The sequence below is a fragment of the Acidovorax sp. M2(2025) genome, from assembly GCF_049330835.1.
Lineage (GTDB): Bacteria > Pseudomonadota > Gammaproteobacteria > Burkholderiales > Burkholderiaceae_C > Acidovorax.
On the sequence record NZ_CP186262.1, the window covers coordinates 2,603,775 to 2,622,475 of the forward strand.

16 protein-coding genes are annotated in these 18,701 nt (G+C 69.0%); 8 read left to right on the forward strand and 8 right to left on the reverse strand.

Going from position 1 to position 18,701, the window contains the following annotated elements:
• Positions 1-250 precede the first annotated feature (250 nt).
• The 7 genes from ACOYR3_RS12160 (at position 251) to rng (ending at position 7,205) form a co-directional block, all read left to right on the forward strand.
• Positions 251-970, forward strand: coding sequence for a YebC/PmpR family DNA-binding transcriptional regulator (locus ACOYR3_RS12160; RefSeq protein ID WP_422842644.1), 720 nt, complete (start codon positions 251-253; stop codon positions 968-970).
• 222 nt (positions 971-1,192) lie between these two features.
• The gene (gene purD / locus ACOYR3_RS12165) at positions 1,193-2,488 is read left to right on the forward strand and encodes a phosphoribosylamine--glycine ligase (protein ID WP_422842645.1); all 1,296 of its coding nucleotides are present in this window, start codon (positions 1,193-1,195) and stop codon (positions 2,486-2,488) included.
• Complete coding sequence (hemF, locus tag ACOYR3_RS12170) at positions 2,488-3,459, forward strand: oxygen-dependent coproporphyrinogen oxidase (RefSeq protein ID WP_422842646.1); 972 nt, start codon at positions 2,488-2,490, stop codon at positions 3,457-3,459. The genes purD and hemF overlap by 1 nt, the downstream gene beginning before the upstream one ends.
• 194 nt (positions 3,460-3,653) lie before the next feature.
• A complete protein-coding gene (gene rsfS / locus ACOYR3_RS12175) occupies positions 3,654-4,406 on the forward strand; it encodes a ribosome silencing factor (protein WP_422842647.1) in 753 nt (250 codons plus the stop codon).
• A gap of 81 nt (positions 4,407-4,487) precedes the next feature.
• Positions 4,488-4,955: a 23S rRNA (pseudouridine(1915)-N(3))-methyltransferase RlmH gene (gene rlmH / locus ACOYR3_RS12180; RefSeq protein ID WP_312563133.1), complete on the forward strand. Its 468-nt coding sequence runs from the start codon at positions 4,488-4,490 to the stop codon at positions 4,953-4,955.
• A gap of 102 nt (positions 4,956-5,057) precedes the next feature.
• Positions 5,058-5,672: a Maf family protein gene (locus ACOYR3_RS12185; protein ID WP_422842648.1), complete on the forward strand. Its 615-nt coding sequence runs from the start codon at positions 5,058-5,060 to the stop codon at positions 5,670-5,672.
• 45 nt (positions 5,673-5,717) lie between these two features.
• Positions 5,718-7,205, forward strand: coding sequence for a ribonuclease G (gene rng / locus ACOYR3_RS12190; RefSeq protein ID WP_422842649.1), 1,488 nt, complete (start codon positions 5,718-5,720; stop codon positions 7,203-7,205).
• 30 nt (positions 7,206-7,235) lie between these two features.
• Here rng and ACOYR3_RS12195 read toward each other — a convergent pair whose 3' ends face one another.
• Positions 7,236-7,844, reverse strand: coding sequence for a glutathione S-transferase family protein (locus tag ACOYR3_RS12195; protein ID WP_422842650.1), 609 nt, complete (start codon positions 7,842-7,844; stop codon positions 7,236-7,238).
• 94 nt (positions 7,845-7,938) lie between these two features.
• On the opposite strand from ACOYR3_RS12195, the gene ACOYR3_RS12200 reads away from it, so the two are divergent.
• Entirely contained in the window at positions 7,939-8,892 is a 954-nt protein-coding gene (locus tag ACOYR3_RS12200; protein WP_422842651.1) for a helix-turn-helix transcriptional regulator, read from the forward strand.
• A 1-nt stretch (position 8,893) separates the two neighbouring features.
• Here the strand turns inward: ACOYR3_RS12200 and ACOYR3_RS12205 are convergent, their stop codons facing one another.
• From ACOYR3_RS12205 to ACOYR3_RS12235, 7 genes are all read right to left on the reverse strand, one after another.
• On the reverse strand, positions 8,894-9,592 hold the full coding sequence (locus tag ACOYR3_RS12205) for a response regulator (RefSeq protein ID WP_422846578.1): 699 nt from the start codon (positions 9,590-9,592) through the stop codon (positions 8,894-8,896).
• Between the two features lie 36 nt (positions 9,593-9,628).
• Positions 9,629-12,349: a DUF4118 domain-containing protein gene (locus ACOYR3_RS12210; protein ID WP_422842652.1), complete on the reverse strand. Its 2,721-nt coding sequence runs from the start codon at positions 12,347-12,349 to the stop codon at positions 9,629-9,631.
• A 67-nt stretch (positions 12,350-12,416) separates the two neighbouring features.
• On the reverse strand, positions 12,417-13,034 hold the full coding sequence (gene kdpC / locus ACOYR3_RS12215) for a potassium-transporting ATPase subunit KdpC (RefSeq protein WP_422842653.1): 618 nt from the start codon (positions 13,032-13,034) through the stop codon (positions 12,417-12,419).
• A gap of 52 nt (positions 13,035-13,086) precedes the next feature.
• The gene (gene kdpB, locus ACOYR3_RS12220; protein ID WP_422842654.1) at positions 13,087-15,168 is read right to left on the reverse strand and encodes a potassium-transporting ATPase subunit KdpB; all 2,082 of its coding nucleotides are present in this window, start codon (positions 15,166-15,168) and stop codon (positions 13,087-13,089) included.
• 133 nt (positions 15,169-15,301) lie between these two features.
• Positions 15,302-17,098 (reverse strand): potassium-transporting ATPase subunit KdpA, encoded by a 1,797-nt coding sequence (gene kdpA / locus ACOYR3_RS12225; protein ID WP_422842655.1) that lies wholly within the window; start codon positions 17,096-17,098, stop codon positions 15,302-15,304.
• Positions 17,095-17,190, reverse strand: a complete 96-nt coding sequence (gene kdpF / locus ACOYR3_RS12230; RefSeq protein ID WP_422842656.1) for a K(+)-transporting ATPase subunit F — start codon at positions 17,188-17,190, stop codon at positions 17,095-17,097. Before kdpF ends, kdpA begins: the two co-directional genes overlap by 4 nt.
• A gap of 312 nt (positions 17,191-17,502) precedes the next feature.
• Complete coding sequence (locus ACOYR3_RS12235) at positions 17,503-18,654, reverse strand: pyridoxal phosphate-dependent aminotransferase (RefSeq protein ID WP_422842657.1); 1,152 nt, start codon at positions 18,652-18,654, stop codon at positions 17,503-17,505.
• Between the last annotated feature and the right edge of the window lie 47 nt (positions 18,655-18,701).

An 18,701-nucleotide genomic window follows, 5' to 3' on the forward strand; every position in this document is an offset into this window, starting at 1 on the left:
GTGTGCCGCTGCGTGTCGAAGAGGGGGTGCTTGCGTAACAAATGTTGGCAATCACGCGCTTTTTGCGCAACATTTGCACCACATTCGCACCCCATTTGCGCGGTCTGGCAGGCGCTTGCAACGCCGGCCCTGGGCCGCTCCCTCCCGATTCGCAGCGCACACGGACCCGCGCCACACGTGCGGCGGCTCCCTGTGTTCGGCAAAAAGTAAAATCTGCGCAGTAGATTAAATCAAGACCAAAGGACTTCCCGTGGCAGGACACAGTAAATGGGCGAACATCCAGCACCGCAAGGGGCGGCAGGATGAGAAACGCGGCAAGATCTGGACCCGCATCATTCGCGAAATCACCGTGGCCGCCCGCGCTGGCGGCGGCGACCTGTCAGCCAACCCCCGCCTGCGCCTGGCGGTGGACAAGGCCAAGGCGGCCAACATGCCCGCCGACCGCATCAAGTACAACATCGACAAGGCCACCGGCAACGCCGAAGGCCTGACGTACGAGGAAATCCGCTACGAGGGCTACGGTATCGGCGGCGCGGCCATCATGATCGACACCATGACCGACAACCGGGTGCGCACCGTGGCCGAAGTGCGCCACGCGTTCAGCAAGCACGGCGGCAACATGGGCACCGAAGGCTCGGTGGTGTTCCAGTTCAAGCACTGTGGCCAGCTGATTTTTGCCCCCGGCACCAGCGAAGACAAGGTGATGGAAGTGGCGCTGGAAGCGGGCGCCGACGACGTGATCACGGACGAGGACGGCGCGGTCGAGGTGCTCACGGCACCGGCCGACTTCGAAGCCGTGAAAAATGCCCTGGAGGCCGCAGGCCTGACGGCCGAGGTGGCGGGCGTGACCATGCGCCCCGAAAACACCATCGAGCTGACCGGCGAAGATGCCGCCAAGATGCAAAAGCTGCTGGATGTGCTGGAAGACCTGGACGACACGCAAGAGGTCTACCACAACGCGGCACTGTGAGAAGCTCCCCCTGAGCGGCTTCGCTGCTGCCCCGCTCTCGCTGCACGGGAGGGGGACGACGCCCTCGCTGCGGGGCGGCCGTGGCTCGCCGTCCCCCCTGGAGGGCGCGCCAGTTTCGGCAGTTGTGCGCAGAGCGCACGACGTGGTGGGTCGCAGCGATAGAGTTTTTTTACGAGCCCCGAGCTGCGGCGTTGTGCCGGCAGGGGTTCACCAAAGGTTCCTATGAAAGTACTTGTGATTGGTGGCGGCGGCCGTGAACACGCAATGGCGTGGAAGCTGAGCCAGTCTCCCAAGGCGACCAAGGTGTACGTGGCCCCAGGCAACGGCGGCACGGCACTGAACCCGAAGCTGGAGAACGTGCCCATTACCGACGTGCAGGCCCTGCGCGCCTGGGCGCAGGAGCAGAAGATCGGGCTGACGGTGGTCGGCCCCGAGGCGCCCCTGGCTGCCGGCGTGGTGGACGAGTTCCGCGCGCACGGCCTGAAGATCTTCGGCCCCACGCAGGCCGCCGCGCAGCTTGAAAGCTCCAAGGCGTTCAGCAAGGCGTTCATGCGCCGCCACGGCATTCCCACGGCCGACTACGACACCTTCACCGACCCGGCCGCGGCCCACGCCTTCGTGGACCGCCTGGGCGCGCCCATCGTCATCAAGGCCGACGGCCTGGCCGCCGGCAAGGGCGTGGTGGTGGCGATGACGCTGCAGGAAGCGCACGAGGCGGTGGACTTCATGCTGGTGGACAACAAATACGGCGTGCAGCACAACGAAGGCGCCGATGGGAAGGCGGAGCCGCGCGTGGTGATCGAGCAGTTCCTGGAGGGCGAGGAAGCCTCCTTCATCGTGCTGTGCGACGGCAAGAACGTGCTGGCCCTGGCCACCAGCCAGGACCACAAGCGCCTGAAGGACGGCGACCAGGGCCCCAACACCGGCGGCATGGGCGCGTATTCGCCCGCGCCCGTGGTCACGGCCGACGTGCACGCCCGCGCCATGCGCGAGATCATCCTGCCCACCATCCGCGGCATGGAAAAGGACGGCATTCCCTACACTGGCTTCCTGTACGCGGGGCTGATGATCGACGCCAAGGGCCACCCCAAGACGCTCGAATTCAACTGCCGCATGGGCGACCCCGAGACGCAGCCCATCTTGATGCGCCTCAAGAGCGACATGGTGGACGTGCTCACGGCGGCCGTGGACGGCAAGCTCGACCAGATGGAACTGCAATGGCACCGCCGGCCCGCGCTGGGCGTGGTGATGGCAGCCCATGGCTACCCCGAGAACCCGCGCAAGGGCGACAAGATCACCGGCCTGCCGCAGGACGCGGACGATGCCGTGGTCTTCCACGCCGGCACGCAGCTCCAGGACGGCGTGGTGAGCGTGACCGGCGGCCGCGTGCTGTGCGTCACGGTGCTGGCCGACAGCGTGAAGCTGGCGCAGCAGCGCGCCTACGACGTGGCGCGGGGCATTCACTTTGACGGCATGCAGTACCGCCGCGACATCGGCTTCCGGGCCCTGAAAAGCTGATGGCTGGCACGCAAAGCCTGAACACCGCGGACACGGTGGCCCGCGTGCGCGGCTACCTGCAGGGCCTGCAGGCGCGCATCACCGGCGCGCTGGAAGCCGTGGAAGGCGAGGGCGGCGCCCGCTTCCTGGCCGATGCCTGGAGCAAGGCGCCGGGCGAGCCGCTGCAGGGCGACGGCCTCACCAAGATCCTGGAAAACGGCCGCGTGTTCGAGCGCGCGGGCTGCGGCTTCAGCCACGTGCGCGGCCCGCAACTGCCGCCCTCGGCCACGCAGCACCGGCCGGAGTTGGCCGGCGCGCCGTTCGAGGCCATGGGCGTATCGCTGGTGTTCCACCCCCGCAACCCGTATGTGCCCACCGTGCACATGAACGTGCGCATGATCGCGGCCGGCCACCCCGGGCAGGCGCCCACCTGCTGGTTTGGCGGCGGCATGGACCTCACGCCGTACTACGGGTTTGAAGAGGACGCGGTGCACTTCCACCGCACCTGCCGCGATGCGCTGGCACCTTTTGGCGACGACAAGTACCCGCGCTTCAAGCAGTGGTGCGACGAGTATTTCTTCCTCAAGCACCGCAACGAGCAGCGCGGCGTGGGCGGCGTGTTCTTTGACGACTTCTCGGAACTGGGCTTCGAGCAGAGCCTGGCGATGACGCAGTCGGTGGGCGATGCGTTCCTTGCGGCCTACCTGCCCGTCGTGGAAAAGCGCCAGGCCATGGCCTACGGCGAGCGCGAGCGCAACTTCCAGCTCTACCGGCGCGGGCGCTATGTGGAGTTCAACCTGGTGTGGGACCGGGGCACGCACTTCGGCCTGCAGTCGGGCGGGCGCACCGAGTCCATCCTGCTGTCCATGCCGCCGCTGGTGGCCTGGTCGTACCAGCGCACGGACCCCGCCGATTCGGCCGAGGCCGAGCTGCTGCAGCGCTTTCTGGTGCGCCGGGACTGGCTGTCCGGCGCGGCCCCGGCGCGGAGCTGACGGGGCAAAAAAGTGCAAAAGCTATACTTTCAATAGCTGCCCGCGCTTTTCATACGGGCGCCAGACGCCAAAAACACCTCAAAAATCCTCCGCTGCAACGCGCAACACCGGCGCAACACCCGAGGCGCGGCCCTAGTGGTCGCGCGCTGCGTTGCACGCTATATTGAATCCACTCTCTCTTTGATCACCACCTGATGACCACCTCCACCAAATCGGAAACCGCGGCCAAGAAAGATGTCACCAAGCTCCAGCGCGCCATCGTCGATGGCCTGGAGGATGTCAAGGCGCAAGACATCCAGGTTTTCAACACCGAGCATCTCTCGCCGCTGTTTGAACGGGTGATCGTGGCGTCGGGCACTTCCAACCGCCAGACCAAGGCCCTGGCCGCCAGCGTGCGCGAGGCCGTCAAGGAAGCCGGCTTCAGCAAGCCGCGCATCGAGGGCGAGGACAACGGCGAATGGATCATCGTGGACTGCGGCCCGGCCGTGGCCCACATCATGCAGCCCGCCATCCGCCAGTACTACCGCCTGGAAGAGCTGTGGGGCGACACCCCCGTGCGCCTGAAGCTGGGCGCCGCCAAGCCCGAAGGCGCGGCGCAGAAGAAGGCCCCGGCCAAGAAGGCCGCCGCCGAGCAGGCCGTGCCCGCGCGCAAGCCTGGCAAGCCCAAGGCCGCGGCCGCTGCGCCTGCGGCCGAAGCCAAGCCCAAGGCCGCCGCCAAGAAAGCGCCCGCCAAGAAGGCCCCGGCCGGTAAGACGGCGGCCGGCAGCGCAGCCGCCAAGGCCCCGGCAGCCAAGAAGCCCGCCGCCAAGAAGGCGCCCGTGAAGACCGTGGTGGTCAAGCCCGCCTCCAAGAAGCCTGCTGCGAAGAAGGCCGCGGCCAAGCCGGCAGCGAAGCCGGCAGCAAAACCCGCCGCCAAGAAGGCCCCGGCGCGCGCCAAGAAGGCCTGATCCCGGCCAGCATGCATCCAGCCCGCCCGGCCCGCGCCGGGCGGGCGTTTTTCTGAACCCAACTGAACAGCGTCCCCTCCCATGAAACTGCTGATCGTGGCGGTCGGGCAGCGGGTGCCCGACTGGGCCCAGACCGCGTATGACGACTACGCCAAGCGTTTTCCGCCCGAGCTGAAGGTGGAGCTCAAGGCCGTCAAGACCGAACCGCGCGGCTCCAAGACCCTGGAAACCCTGTATGCCGCCGAGCGCGAACGCATCGAGGCAGCCATCCCGCGCGGCACCCGTGTGGTGGTGCTGGACGAGCGCGGCACCAGCCTGACCACCAAGGCCCTGGCGCAGCGCCTGAAAGACTGGCAGCTGGGCGGTGACGACGTGGCCCTGGTCATCGGCGGGCCGGACGGCCTGGACCCCGCCTTTCGCCAGGCCGCGCACGAGCGCATCCGCCTGTCGGACCTGACCCTGCCGCACGCCATGGTGCGGGTGCTGCTGATCGAGCAGCTCTACCGCGCCTGGTCCGTCAACGCGGGCCACCCGTACCACCGCGAATAGGCGCAGGGCCCCGCACCGGTTGCGGAGAGTGCTCTCTTTTTGATAGCTCCTTGCGCTTGCTGGGTAAGCGCTACAGGCCGATTTGGTTCAAAATTCCACGCCATGCCCGATTTTGTCTACCTTGCCTCGCAAAGCCCCCGCCGCCGCCAGTTGCTGGAGCAGCTGGGCATCGCCCATGTCCTGCTCCTGCCCCATGGGGAGGGCGACACCGAAGAGGACGCCGAGGCGCTGGAAGCCGTGCTGCCCGGCGAGGCGCCCGCCAGCTACGTGGAGCGCGTGACAGGCCTGAAGCTCGACGCCGCCGTGGCGCGGCGCGTGCGCCGGGGCCTGGCCGACGCCCCCATCCTGTGCTCCGACACCACCGTGGCCCTGGGCCGCACCATCTATGGCAAGCCCGACGACGCGGCGCACGCCGCCCGCATGCTGGCCGAGCTGGCCGGGCACGAGCACCGCGTGCTCACTGCCGTGGCGCTGCAGGTGGGCGCCAAGCGGCTGTCGGCGCTGTCGGTGTCGCGGGTGCAGTTCGCGCCGATGACGGCCGCGCAGATCGATGCCTACGTGGCCACCGGCGAGCCGCTGGGCAAGGCCGGGGCCTACGGCATCCAGGGCCGGGCGGCGGCGTACGTGGAGCACCTGGCGGGCAGTTATTCGGGCATCATGGGGCTTCCCATGTACGAGACGGCGCAGCTGTTGCGTGCCGCCGGATTTGCGATCTAAGTTGCGATCTGAGCGACGCGAACCATAGACCCCCAGCACCAAACCATGCAACAAGACATCCTGATCAACTGGTCGCCCCAGGAAACCCGCGTGGCCATCGTCGAGCATGGCGCCGTGCAGGAACTGCATGTGGAGCGCACGCTGGAGCGCGGGCTGGTGGGCAATGTGTACCTGGGCAAGGTGTCGCGCGTGCTGCCGGGCATGCAGTCGGCGTTCATCGACATCGGGCTGGAGCGCGCGGCCTTCCTGCATGTGGCCGACGTGTGGCAGCGCCAGGAAGGGGGGGAGCCGCCGGCTTTCGCCCGCAAGAATGAGCCGCAGGTGCCCATCGAGAAGCAGGTGTTCGAAGGCCAGGCGCTCATGGTGCAGGTCATCAAGGACCCCATCGGCACCAAGGGCGCGCGCCTGTCCACGCAGATCAGCATTGCCGGCCGCCTGCTGGTCTTCCTGCCGCAGGACGACCATGTGGGCGTGTCGCAGAAGATTCCGGCCGCGGAGCGCGACGCGCTGCGCGCGCGCCTGCAGGCGCTGGTGGGCGACAAGGCCAGCGGCGGCGGGGGCGGCTTCATCCTGCGCACCAACGGCGAAGATGCCTCCGACGCCGAGCTGGCCGAGGACATTGCCTACCTGCGCAAGACCTGGGCGCGCATCAAGGAAGCCGCCCTGCGCCAGCCGCCCATGTCGCTGCTGCACCAGGACCTGGACCTGCTGCAGCGCGTGCTGCGCGATCTGGTGGGCGACTACACGCAGACCATCCGCATCGATTCCATGGAGCAGTTCCAGCGCCTGCGCGCCTTCGGGCAGGAGTTCATGCCCGCCGCCGCCGGCAAGCTGCAGCACTACAAGGGCGAGCGGCCGATCTTCGACCTGTACTCGATCGACGAGGAGGTGGCCAAGGCGCTGGGCCGGCGCGTGGACCTGAAGTCCGGCGGCTACCTGATCGTGGACCAGACCGAGGCGCTCACCACCGTGGACGTGAACACCGGCGGCTACGTGGGGGCGCGCAACTTCGACGACACCATCTTCAAGACCAACCTGGAGGCCGCGCAGGCCATTGCGCGCCAGCTGCGCCTGCGCAACCTGGGCGGCATCATCATCGTGGACTTCATCGACATGGCCCGCGAAGACCACCAGCAGGCCGTGCTGGCGGAGTTCCGCAAGCAGCTCGCCCGCGACCGCGTGAAGACCATGGCGGGCGGCTTCTCGCACCTGGGCCTGGTGGAGATGACGCGCAAGCGCACCCGCGAATCGCTGGCCCACATGCTGTGCGAACCCTGCGAAGCCTGCCAGGGCAAGGGCAGCGTGAAGACCGCGCGCAGCGTGTGCTATGACATCCTGCGCGAGATCCTGCGCGAGGCGCGCCAGTTCAACCCCCGCGAGTTCCGCGTGGTGGCCTCGCCCCGGGTGGTCGAGCTGTTCCTGGACGAAGAGAGCCAGCACCTGGCCGGGCTGTCGGACTTCATCAAGAAGCCCATCTCCCTGCAGTCCGAGAGCGCCATGGGGCAGGAGCAGTACGACATCGTGCTGCTGTAGCAGCACTCTTCTCTTGATCGACTGAGGACGTCAGGCCTCGATCTGCATCGCAGGCCGCGCCTGCACCCGTGCCAGCCACGCCTGCACATGCGGGTGGGCCTGCACCGGGGCACCCAGGTACACGCTGTAGCCCAGCACCGAGCCCACCACCAGGTCCACCAGCGAATAGTCGGCACCCAGCATCCAGGGCTGGGCGGCCAGACGGGCGTCCAGCACGGCCAGCAGTTCGTTCAGCCCGCGCAGGGCGGCGTCGGCATGCTGGGGGCTGCGCAGCGCTTCCTCGCCCTTGGTGGCGACCTGCAGGCGCACTAGCACGGCCCCGTAGGTCACGTAGGCCCAGGCGCACCACGACAGGGCCTGCAGCGCCTCGGGCGTGCCGGCGGCGGGCCACAGGCCGCGCTCCACGCCAAAGCGGTGGCCCAGCCACAGGTGGATGGCCAGCGCCTCGAACATCGGGGCGCCGTCCACGGTCAGCGTGGGCACCTTGCCATTGGGGTTCAGGGCCAGGTAGTCGGCGCGGCGCTGCTCGCCGGCCAGGATGTCGATCTTGACGCGCTCGTGGGGCACGCCCAGTTCGGCCAGCGCGCAGGCAATGGGGGTGGCGCTGGACATGGGGTACCAGTACAGGACGATGGACATGAAGAACTCCTTGGGGGTTGACGAAAAAAGCGTGGGGCCACTGTAGGCGCCATTGCGGACAGTTTTCGCCCTCGATGCGCGGTACAGTGCGGCCATGCTGACGTCCTCCACCCGCCTGCTACGCCTGCTGTCGCTGCTGCAAACGCGCAGCCACTGGGCCGGGCAGGACCTGGCCAAGCGCCTGGAGGTCCACCCCCGCACGCTGCGGCGCGACATTGACCGGCTGCGCCAGCTGGGCTACCCCGTGGAGGCGAGCAGCGGCGTGGCCGGGGGCTATGCCTTTCGCGCGGGGCAGGCGCTGCCGCCGCTGCTGCTGGACGACGGCGAGGCGCTGGCCGTGTCCATTGCGCTGCGCACCGCCACGGCCGGCGCCGTGGGCGGCATCGAAGAGCCCGCCCTGCGCGCGCTGGTCAAGCTGGAGCAGGCCATGCCCGCACGGCTGCGCCAGCAGGTGGACGCGCTGCGCTCCACCATCCTGCCGCTGGACCGCACCGGCCCCGTGGTGGAGGCTTCGGTGCTGGCCGCGCTGGCGTCGGCCTGCCGCGACCAGTTGCGCGCCGAATTTGCCTATGAAGACGGCCAGGGCCGCAGCACGCAGCGCACCGTGGAGCCCCAGGGCGTGGTGCACACGGGCCAGCGCTGGTACCTGGTGGCGTGGGACCGGGGGCGCGGCGACTGGCGCACCTTCCGCATCGACCGGATCGTGGGGGAGCCGCGGCTGGGCGCGCATTTCGCGCCGCGTGCGTCGCCGGACGGGGGCGATCTGAAGGCCTATGTGTCCCGCTCGATCTCCGCGCCGCAGCACGCCGAGCGGGCGCGCGTGGCGCTGAACGCGCCGCATGCGCAGATGGCCCGCCGCATCCCGCCCTCGGCCGCCGTGCTGCAGCCTTGGGATGGCGGCCAGCGCTGCCTGATGGAGTGCGGCGTGGGCGATGCGCTGGTGTACTGGCTGATGGCGCTGGATGTGGAGTTCGAGGTGCTGGCGCCTGACGCGCTGCGCGAACGCCTGCGGGTGGCGGGCGAGCGTGCCCTGCGGTGCGCCGGCTGAACTACGGCACGAACCGGTAGCCCACCCCCGCCTCGGTCCGCAGGTGCCGGGGCATGGAGGCGTTGTCCTCCACCTTCTTGCGCAGGTTGGCCAGGTGCACGCGCACGTAGTGCGTGTCTTCGGCGTGGCCGGGGCCCCACACGGCCTTGAGCAGCTGCTGGTGGGTGATGACGCGGTCGGGCTGCGACGCCAGGTGCGTGAGCAGGCGGTACTCGATGGGCGTCAGGTGCAGCGGCTGGCCCTGGCGCTCCACCGTCCGGCGGACCAGGTCCACGGTGATGTCGCCAAACTGGATCAGCGGTTGCGGGGCGCCGTTGCCCGCCAGCGTCTGGCTGCGGCGCAGCTGGGCGCGCACGCGGGCCAGCAGCTCGCCCGCGCCAAAGGGCTTGACGAGGTAGTCGTCCGCACCGGCGTCCAGAGCGGCGATCTTGCTGGCCTCGGCGCTGCGGGCCGAGAGCACGATGATGGGCATGGCCGACCAGGTGCGCAGCTCGCGGATCAGGTCGACCCCGTCGCCGTCGGGCAGGCCCAGGTCCAGCACCACCAGGTCGGGGCGGCGGGTGCCGGCATCGATCAGGCCGCGCTGCAGCGTGGCGGCCTCGTGCACGGTGTGGCCTTCGGTCTCCAGCGTCAGGCGTACAAAGCGGCGGATGTCGGCTTCGTCCTCGACGATGAGGATGTGGGTGGGCAGGTCGGGCATGCGGTCGGGCATCAGGACACTTGGGCGTTCAGGCACTCAGGAGTTTGCAGGGGATGGCTGCACATCATCGCCCAGGTCGGTGGGCGGCGCACCGCGCGGCAGCAGCACGGTAAAGCGCGCCCCGGCCGGCCGGCCCTGCGGGTCGAGGAGGGTGTCGCCGCGGATGCTGCCGCCGTGCGCCTGCACGATGGCGCGGCAGATGGCCAGGCCCAGGCCCACGCCGGGCGTGGCGCTTTCGCGTGCGCCGCGCTCGAACTTTTCAAACAGCAGCTCCTCCCGGCCCGAGGGCAGGCCGGGGCCTTCGTCGCTCACGGACAGGGCCACCATGTCGCTGCGGGCTTCTGCGGCCAGGTGGATGGCGGTGCCCGCGGGCGTGTACTTGGCTGCGTTCTCCAGCAGGTTGACCAGCACCCGCTCCATCAGCACGGCGTCGATCTGCAGCAGGGGCAGCCCGTCCGGCAGCTGCACGTCCACGCGGTGGGCGGCCAGGGCCGGGGCGCAGGCGGCCAGGGCGCTGCCCACCACTTCCTCCAGGGGCTGCCAGGCCTTGTTGAGCTGCACGGCCCCGGCCTCCAGCCGCGCCATGTCCAGCAGGTTGTTGACCAGGGCGCTCATGCGCCGCGCCGACTGCCCGATGGAGGCCGCCAGCGCCTGTTGCGGCGCAGGCAGCGGCGGCTGCACCAGGGCCAGCGATTCGGCCAGGCCCACCAGCGAGGCCAGGGGCGTGCGCAGGTCGTGCGAGATGGCGGACAGCAGCGAGTTGCGCAGGCGTTCGGATTCGATCTGCACGGTGCTCTTTTGCGCCACGTCGATGTAGTGGATGCGCTCCAGCGAAATGGCCAGCAGGGAGGCGCAGGTCTGCAGCAGGCGGCGCTGCTCCACCCCCGGCAGCGGGCCGGGCGGCAGGGCCACCACCAGCACGCCGCGGGTGCGCATGGGCGCCTTGAGCGGCAGCACCAGCGTGGGGCTGGAGTGCAGCGTGTCCGTGCCGCGGCCGGCGGGCTCGCCGCGCTCGAACGCCCATTGCGCCACGGCCAGGTCCACCGGGGCGCCGCCGCCGGGCAGGGTCTGCAGGCGGTTGTCGTCGTCGGCCACCACCAGCGTGCTGCCGGCGTTGAACTCGCCCGTGATGAAGCGCGCGCCGATCTCCGCCACCTGCTCGGGCAGCAGCGCGGCCGAGAGGTCGCGCGCCATGTCGTACAGGCCGCGCACCCGGTGCTCGCGGTCGGTGGCGGCCTCGGCCTGCACCTTGAGGCCGGCCGTCAGCTGCCCCACCACCAGGGCCACGACCAGCATGACGGCGAAGGTGACGAGGTACTGCGCATCGCTCACCGCAAACGTGAAATGCGGCGGCACGAAGAAAAAGTCGAAGAACCCCACGCCCAGGAAGGCGGCCAGGATGGCCGGCCCGCGCCCGTACTTGAGGGCCACGCCCACCACCACCAGCAGGAACAGCATCACGATGTTGGTGAGCTCCAGCACGCTGGCCAGCGGTGTGGCCAGCACGGCGGCCATGCAGCAGGCCAGCGCTGCCGCAATGTAGCCCGGCCAGAACGGTGCGCGCGGTGCGGCCGCCGGGGACCGGCTGCCCGGGCTGCCGGCCGGCGAGGGCACGGCGCCCACCTGGAGCAGGTCCAGGTCGCCCGCGCGCCGGCCGATCTGGTCGGCCAGGGTGTCCTGCCAGGGCCAGCGGCGGGCGCCGCGCCCCATCACCACGCGCACCAGGTTGTGTTCGCGCGCATAGCGCACCAGGGCCTGGGCGGGCTGCGGCGCGGGCAGTACGGCGCAGGCCGCCGCGCCCAGCTGCTGCGCCAGCTTCAGGGTGCGCTCCACCTGCGGGGGCAGGCTGGCCGACCGGCCCGCCTGCTCGGGCGTTTCCACATGCACGGCGTGCCAGGGCAGACCCAGCTGCGCGGCCAGGCGGGCGCAGCTGCGCACCACCTTCTCGGCGTTGTCGCCGGTGCCCACGCAGGCCAGCAGGGCTTCGCGGTTGGGCCACACGGCCGAGGGCGCAGTGCTGCTCGCGCGGCGGTAGGCGCGCATTTCACCGTCCACCCGGTCGGCCGTGCGGCGCAGGGCCAGCTCCCGCAGGGCCAGCAGGTTGCCCTTGCGGAAGAAGTTGGCGGCGGCGCGCTCGGCCTGCTGGGGCAGGTAGACCTTGCCGGCCTTCAGGCGCGCCAGCAGCTCGTCGGGGGGCAGGTCCACCACCACCACTTCGTCGGCGGCGTCAAAAAAATGGTCGGGCACCGTCTCCCACACGCGGATGCCGGTGATGCCGCTCACCACATCGTTCAGGCTCTCCAGGTGCTGCACGTTCAGGGTGGACCACACGTCGACGCCTGCGGCCAGCAGCTCTTCGGCGTCCTGCCAGCGCTTGGGATGGCGCGAGCCGGGCACGTTGCTGTGGGCCAGCTCGTCCAGCAGCACCAGGCCCCCGGGGTGCTCGGCACCCCAGGCCAGGGCGGCGTCCAGGTCGAACTCGGGCAGAGAGCGGTCCTTGTAGGGCAGGGCGCGCAGCGGCAGGCGGGGAAGGTGGGCGGTGAGCGCTTCGGTATCGGCACGGCCGTGGGTCTCGACCACGCCGATGGTGACGGGCGTTCCTTGCGCCAGTGCCGCGGCGGCGGCCGACAGCATGGCAAAGGTCTTGCCCACGCCCGCGCTGGCGCCAAAGAACACCTTGAGCCGGCCGCGGCGGGCCTGGGCCTGCTCTTGCTGCAGGCGCTGCAGCAGAGCGTCGGGGTCGGGGCGGTCCTGCATGGGCACAGTGTACTCGTCAATTTGGAATAAAAATGGCCTCTAGCGCTTGTCCATTAAGCGCAAGCAGCTATTGTTTTGATAGCGTATCGAGCGCCAGGTTCAAGGCCAGCACGTTCACGCGCGGCTCACCCAGCAGGCCCAGCCAGGGGGTGTCGGTGTGCTGCAGCACCAGCGCCTGCACCTGCGCCATGGGCAGGCGGCGGGCGCGGGCGACGCGCTCGGCTTGGTAGGAGGCGGCTGCGGGGCTGATGTGCGGGTCCAGCCCGCTGGCCGATGCGGTGACCAGGTCCACCGGCACGGGACGGGTGTTGCCGGGGTCGGCAGCGCGCAACGCTTCGGTGCGCGCCTTGACGGCTTCGGCCAGCGCCGGGTTGGTCGGCCCCAGGTTGGAACCGCCCGATGCCGCTGCGTTGTAAGGCATGGGCGCCGTGGCCGAGGGGCGGCCCCAGAAGTGGCCGGGCTCGGTGAACGACTGGCCGATCAGCTCCGAGCCCACGGCCTTGCCGCCCTGGGTGATGAGGCTACCGTTGGCCTGGTGCGGGAAGGCTGTCTGCGCCACGCCCGTGACGGCCAGCGGGTACAGCAGGCCGGTGACGAGCGAGAGCACGATGAACAGCGTGAGGGCCGGGCGCAGCAGGCCGCCGGGGCTGGCGGGTGCGTCGTCGCGAGGGATACGGATGGGCATGCGATTTTTCCTTGTCAGTGATTGGGGAGCTGTGTTGGCGGGCGGGCTGCGATCAGGTCAGACCCGCGGCAGCCAGCACCATGTCAATCAGCTTGATGCCAATGAACGGCACCACCATGCCCCCCAGCCCGTAAATGGCCAGGTTGCGGCGCAGCAGCGCGGCGGCCCCCACGGCGCGGTAGGGCACGCCCTTCAAGGCCAGCGGGATCAAAAAGATGATGATCAGCGCGTTGAACACCACGGCCGACAGGATGGCCGACGAGGGGCTGGCCAGGTGCATGAAGTTCAGCGCCGACAGCTGCGGATAGGTGGTGACAAACGCCGCCGGGATGATGGCGAAGTACTTGGCGATGTCGTTGGCGATGCTGAAGGTGGTGAGCGAGCCGCGCGTCATCAGCATCTGCTTGCCGGTCTCCACGATCTCGATGAGCTTGGTGGGGTTGCTGTCCAGGTCCACCATGTTGCCCGCCTCCTTGGCGGCCTGGGTACCTGTGTTCATGGCCACTGCCACGTCGGCCTGGGCGAGGGCGGGGGCGTCGTTGGTGCCGTCGCCGGTCATGGCCACCAGCTGGCCATTGGCCTGGTAGCTGCGGATGAGCTGCAGCTTGGCCTCGGGTGTGGCCTCGGCCAGGAAGTCGTCCACCCCCGCCTCGGCGGCAATGGCAGCGGCCGTCAGGCGGTTGTCGCCCGTCACCATCACGGTCTTGATGCCCATGCGGCGCAGCTCGGCAAAGCGCTCCTTGATGCCGCCCTTGACCACGTCTTTCAGCTCCACCACGCCCAGCACGCGGGGGCCGTCGGCCACCACCAGCGGGGTGCTGCCCCGGCGCGATACGTCGTCCACTGCTGTCTGTACCGCGGTGGGGAAGCGCCCGCCCAGCGCCTCTACATGGCGGCGGATGGCGTCGGCCGCGCCCTTGCGCAGCTGGCGCGGCGCCTGGCTGCCCGTGCCTTGCAGGTCCACCCCGCTCATGCGGGTTTGTGCGGTGAAGTGCACGAACTGTGCGCCCAGGGCGGCAATGTCGCGCTCGCGCAGGTTGAACTTCTGCTTGGCCAGCACCACGATGCTGCGGCCCTCGGGCGTTTCGTCGGCCAGCGATGCCAATTGGGCGGCATCGGCCAGGTCGGCATCGCTCACGCCCGGCGCGGGCACGAACTGGCTGGCCTGGCGGTTGCCCAGCGTGATGGTGCCGGTCTTGTCCAGCAGCAGCACGTCCACGTCGCCTGCCGCCTCCACCGCGCGGCCCGAGGTGGCGATCACATTGGCCTGCATCATGCGGCTCATGCCGGCCACGCCGATGGCGCTGAGCAGGCCCGCAATCGTGGTGGGGATCAGGCACACCAGCAGGGCCACCAGCACCACCAGGCTCACCGGCTCGCCCGCGCCGCTGGCCTGCACGCTGAACAGCGAGAAGGGCAGCAGCGTGACCACCACGCCCAGGAACACGATGGTCAGCGCCACCAGCAGGATGGTCAGCGCGATCTCGTTGGGCGTCTTGTGGCGCTTGGCGTTTTCGACCATGGCGATCATGCGGTCCACAAAGGTCTCGCCGGGGTTCACGGCCACGCGCACCACGATCCAGTCGGACAGCACGCGGGTGCCGCCGGTCACGGCCGAGAAGTCGCCGCCCGATTCGCGGATCACGGGGGCGGATTCGCCGGTGATGGCGCTTTCGTCCACCGAGGCCACGCCGTCGATCACCTCGCCATCGGCGGGGATGGTGTCGCCCGCTTCCACCAGCACTACGTCGCCCTTGCGCAGGTTGGCTGCCTCCAGCGGCAGCCAGGTCAGCTCGGTGCGGGGAGTGGTGCGGTCAAACTGGCCGTCGAGCTTCTTGGCCCAGGTCTGCTTTTTCAGGCCGCGCAGCGAGGCCGCCTGGGCCTTGCTGCGGCCTTCGGCCATGGCTTCGGCAAAGTTGGCAAACAGCACGGTGAACCACAGCCACAGCGCCACGGCTGCCGTGAAGCCCTCGGGCTTGCTGGCGGCCAGCGCGGTGGTGAAGGCGCTGCCCACATACACCACGAACATCACCGGGTTGCGCCATTGCACGCGCGGGTCCAGCTTCTTGAAAGCCTCCAGCAACGCGGGGCGCGCCAGGGCGGGGTCGAACAGGGTCAAGGTTTTGCGGCTCATGGCAATTTCCTTATCGGTCTTTTCTTTTGAATGCACCACGGGACCGTTCACCCTGAGCCTGTCGAAGGGCTGCACGGCGCGTGCCCTGGCTTCGACAGGCTCAGCCCGAACGGGTCGTGGGTGGTGGAGGGCTTCAGCCGCGTGGCCAAAGAACCAAGTGCTCCACCACCGGGCCCAGCGCCAGGGCGGGCACGTAGTTCAGCAAGCCCACCAGCAGCACCACGCCGGCCAGCAGCGCCACAAACAGCGCGCCATGGGTGGGCAAGGTGCCATCGGTGGCGGTGGCGCGCTTCTTGGCGGCGAGGGACCCGGCCATGGCCAGCACGGGCACGATCACACCAAAGCGGCCCAGCCCCATGGCCACGGCCAGCAGCACGTTGTAGAACGGGGTGTTGGCCGACAGGCCCGCAAACGCGCTGCCGTTGTTGTTGGCGGCCGAAGACAGCGCGTACAGCACCTGGCTGAAGCCGTGTGCGCCGGGGTTGGAGAGGCCCGCGCGGCCTGCCTCGCTCATCACCGCCACGGCGGTGCCCAGCAGCACCAGCAGGGGCGTGACGAGGATGGCGATGGAGACGAGCTTCATCTCGTGCGTCTCGATCTTCTTGCCCAGGTATTCGGGCGTGCGGCCAATCATCAGCCCGGCAATGAACACGGCCAGGATGGCAAACACCAGCATGCCGTACAGGCCCGAGCCCACGCCGCCAAACACCACCTCGCCCATCTGCATCAGCACCATGGGCACCATGCCGCCCAGGGGCGTGAAGCTGTCGTGCATGGCAATCACTGCGCCGCAACTGGCTGCCGTGGTGATGACGGCGAACAGGGCCGAGGTGGCGATGCCGAAGCGCGTCTCCTTGCCTTCCATGTTGCCGCCCGCCTGCAGGGCGCTGGCGGCCTGGTCCACGCCCAGCGAGGCCAGCAGCGGGTTGCCCTGCTGCTCGAAGGCGGTAGCCGCAACCACGGCCACCACGAAGAGCAGGCTCATCGTCGCCAGAATCGTCCAGCCCTGGCGCTCATCGCCCACCATGCGGCCAAACACCAGGCACAGCGCGGCGGGGATGAGGAAGATCGCCAGCATCTGCAGCAGGTTGCTGGCGGCCGAGGGGTTCTCGAACGGGTGGGCCGAGTTGGCGTTGAAGAAGCCGCCGCCGTTGGTGCCCAGCATCTTGATGGCCAGCTGCGAGGCCACGGGGCCCATGGCCAGGGTCTGGGTGGCTTGTGTGGCGGGCTCGGTGACCGGAGCGCCCTGCGCGTCGAGCACGGGCTGGCCTGCGCCATCGAACTTGGGCGCGCCGTAGTGCACGGGCTCCAGCGTCTGCACTTCGGTGTAGGGCGTCAGGTTCTGGATCACGCCCTGGCCTGCAAACACCACCGCCAGCACCAGCGACAAGGGCAACAGCACCCACAGCGTGGCGCGGGTCAGGTCGGCCCATACGTTGCCAATGGACTGTGCAGAGTGCCGTGAAAAGCCGCGCACCAGCGCCACGACCACCACCAGACCCGTGGCGGCCGACAGGAAGTTCTGCACCGTCAGCGCCAGCATCTGCGTGAGGTAGCTCATGGTGCTTTCGCCACCATAGCCCTGCCAGTTGGTGTTGGTGACAAAGCTGACGGCCGTGTTGAAGGCGGAGTCGGGCGCCACCGCAGGCAGGCCCTGCGGGTTGAGCGGCAGCACCGCCTGCCAGCGCTGCAGCGCATACACCGCCAGCACGCCCAGGCCGTTGAACACCAGCAGGCCCAGCGCGTAGCGCCACCAGCCGGTTTCCTCGTCAGGTTGCACGCCTGCGAGCTTGAACAGCGGCCCCTCCAGCCGTCGCCCCAGCGCGAAGCGGCCCGCCATCACGGCGTCGATCCAACGCGCCAGCGGCCAGGCCAGCGCCAGCAGCAGTGCCAAGAACACCGCCAATTGCAGCCAGGCACCGGTGCTCATGAGAAGTCCTCCGGCCGCAGCAGCACCGCGACCAGGTACACCAAGAGGCCGGCGGCCAGCAGGGCGGCCAGAATCATCCAGCCGCTATTCATGACCGCGCTCCTTCGCAGCGCGCCGTCAGCTGCGCGCAGCCCTTGGCTACGCCATTGATGGCAAGCTGCGCGCCGCCCCTTGCCCTGAAAAACCAGTCCATGTGCACCTCCTTGAGACATGGACCGATGCTAGGAATGCCTGCATCAAGATGGGTGCAAGAGGTGGGGGCGGGGTATCAAGAAGGCATCAAGAGACGACTGCGCCGGGGCGTTGCGGTTCTGAATGACCGCATCAAATCTGATAGCTGCCAGCGCTTTCTGCATAAGCGCTGGAGGCTATTTTTGCTTGAAATTCTGAGCGCCAGATCCGTGTCACAGCTTGCGCAGCCGCTCCAGCGCCGCCCGCAGGGTTTCGTCCTTCTTGGCAAAGCAGAACCGCACCACGCGCTGGTCAAAGCCATCGGCGTAGAAGGCCGACAGCGGGATGGCCGCCACGCCCACTTCGCGGGTGAGCCACTGGCAGAAGTCGGATTCGCTCAGGTCGCTCACGGCAGAGATGTCCACGCACTGGAAGTAGCTGCCGGTGCTGGGCAGCAGCTTCAGGCGCGAATCCTTGAGGCCTTCGCGGAACAGGTCGCGCTTGGCCTGGTAGAAGGCGGGCAGCTGCAGGTAGGGCGCGGGATCTTGCAGGTAGGCCGCCAGGCCGTATTGCATGGGCGTGTTCACGGTGAACACGTTGAACTGGTGCACCTTGCGGAATTCGGCGGTGAGCGCCGCCGGCGCGGCCACGGTGCCGACCTTCCAGCCGGTGACGTGGAAGGTCTTGCCAAAGCTGGAGACGATGAACGCCCGCTCGGCCAGGCCGGGGAAGCGCGCGGCGCTCTGGTGCTCGGCGCCGTCGAACACCATGTGCTCGTACACCTCATCGCTGATGAGCAGGATGTTGGTGGGGGCGAGCAGCGCTTCCAGCTGGCGCATCTCCTCGGCCGTCCAGATCGTGGCACTGGGGTTGTGCGGGCTGTTGATGATGAGGGCCCGGGTGCGCGGCGTGATGGCGGCGCTGATCTTGCCGAAGTCGGGCCGGAAGGTGCCAGGCGTGAGCGGAACGCGCACGGCCTTGCCGCCGGCCAGGTCGATGTTGGGCACGTAGCTGTCGTAGCAGGGGTCGAGCACGATCACTTCGTCGCCCGGGTGCACGATGGCCAGGATGGCGGTGATGATGGCCTGCGTGGCCCCGGCGGTGATGGTGATTTCGGCTCCGGGGTGGTAGGCGCGGCCGTGCAGCGCCTCGATCTTGCGGGCCACGGCCTCGCGCAGCACGGGCACGCCGGGCATGGGCGGGTACTGGTTGTGGCCAGCCTGCATGGCCTGGGTGACGGCATCCACCAGCGCGGGCGCGCATTCAAAGTCCGGGAAGCCCTGGCCGAGGTTGACGGCCTGGTGCTCGGTGGCCAGGGCCGACATGACGGTGAAGATGGTGGTGCCGACGGTGGGCAGCTTGCTGGGGAAGGTGGGGGTGGTCATGGCAAGGAGGAGAAGGATGCGTTGTTCATCAGCGTGCGGCGACGCGG

Excerpts from the sequence above, each read along its gene's own strand:
- ACOYR3_RS12235 (WP_422842657.1), bottom strand. The coding sequence starts at position 18,654 with ATGACCACCCCCACCTTCCCCAGCAAGCTGCCCACCGTCGGCACCACC.
- kdpB (WP_422842654.1), bottom strand. The coding sequence starts at position 15,168 with ATGAGCCGCAAAACCTTGACCCTGTTCGACCCCGCCCTGGCGCGCCCC.
- hemF (WP_422842646.1), top strand. The coding sequence starts at position 2,488 with ATGGCTGGCACGCAAAGCCTGAACACCGCGGACACGGTGGCCCGCGTG.
- ACOYR3_RS12210 (WP_422842652.1), bottom strand. The coding sequence starts at position 12,349 with ATGCAGGACCGCCCCGACCCCGACGCTCTGCTGCAGCGCCTGCAGCAA.
- rsfS (WP_422842647.1), top strand. The coding sequence starts at position 3,654 with ATGACCACCTCCACCAAATCGGAAACCGCGGCCAAGAAAGATGTCACC.
- ACOYR3_RS12205 (WP_422846578.1), bottom strand. The coding sequence starts at position 9,592 with ATGCCCGACCTGCCCACCCACATCCTCATCGTCGAGGACGAAGCCGAC.
- ACOYR3_RS12200 (WP_422842651.1), top strand. The coding sequence starts at position 7,939 with ATGCTGACGTCCTCCACCCGCCTGCTACGCCTGCTGTCGCTGCTGCAA.
- purD (WP_422842645.1), top strand. The coding sequence starts at position 1,193 with ATGAAAGTACTTGTGATTGGTGGCGGCGGCCGTGAACACGCAATGGCG.
- rlmH (WP_312563133.1), top strand. The coding sequence starts at position 4,488 with ATGAAACTGCTGATCGTGGCGGTCGGGCAGCGGGTGCCCGACTGGGCC.
- kdpF (WP_422842656.1), bottom strand. The coding sequence starts at position 17,190 with ATGAATAGCGGCTGGATGATTCTGGCCGCCCTGCTGGCCGCCGGCCTC.
- rng (WP_422842649.1), top strand. The coding sequence starts at position 5,718 with ATGCAACAAGACATCCTGATCAACTGGTCGCCCCAGGAAACCCGCGTG.
- kdpC (WP_422842653.1), bottom strand. The coding sequence starts at position 13,034 with ATGCCCATCCGTATCCCTCGCGACGACGCACCCGCCAGCCCCGGCGGC.
- ACOYR3_RS12185 (WP_422842648.1), top strand. The coding sequence starts at position 5,058 with ATGCCCGATTTTGTCTACCTTGCCTCGCAAAGCCCCCGCCGCCGCCAG.
- ACOYR3_RS12195 (WP_422842650.1), bottom strand. The coding sequence starts at position 7,844 with ATGTCCATCGTCCTGTACTGGTACCCCATGTCCAGCGCCACCCCCATT.
- kdpA (WP_422842655.1), bottom strand. The coding sequence starts at position 17,098 with ATGAGCACCGGTGCCTGGCTGCAATTGGCGGTGTTCTTGGCACTGCTG.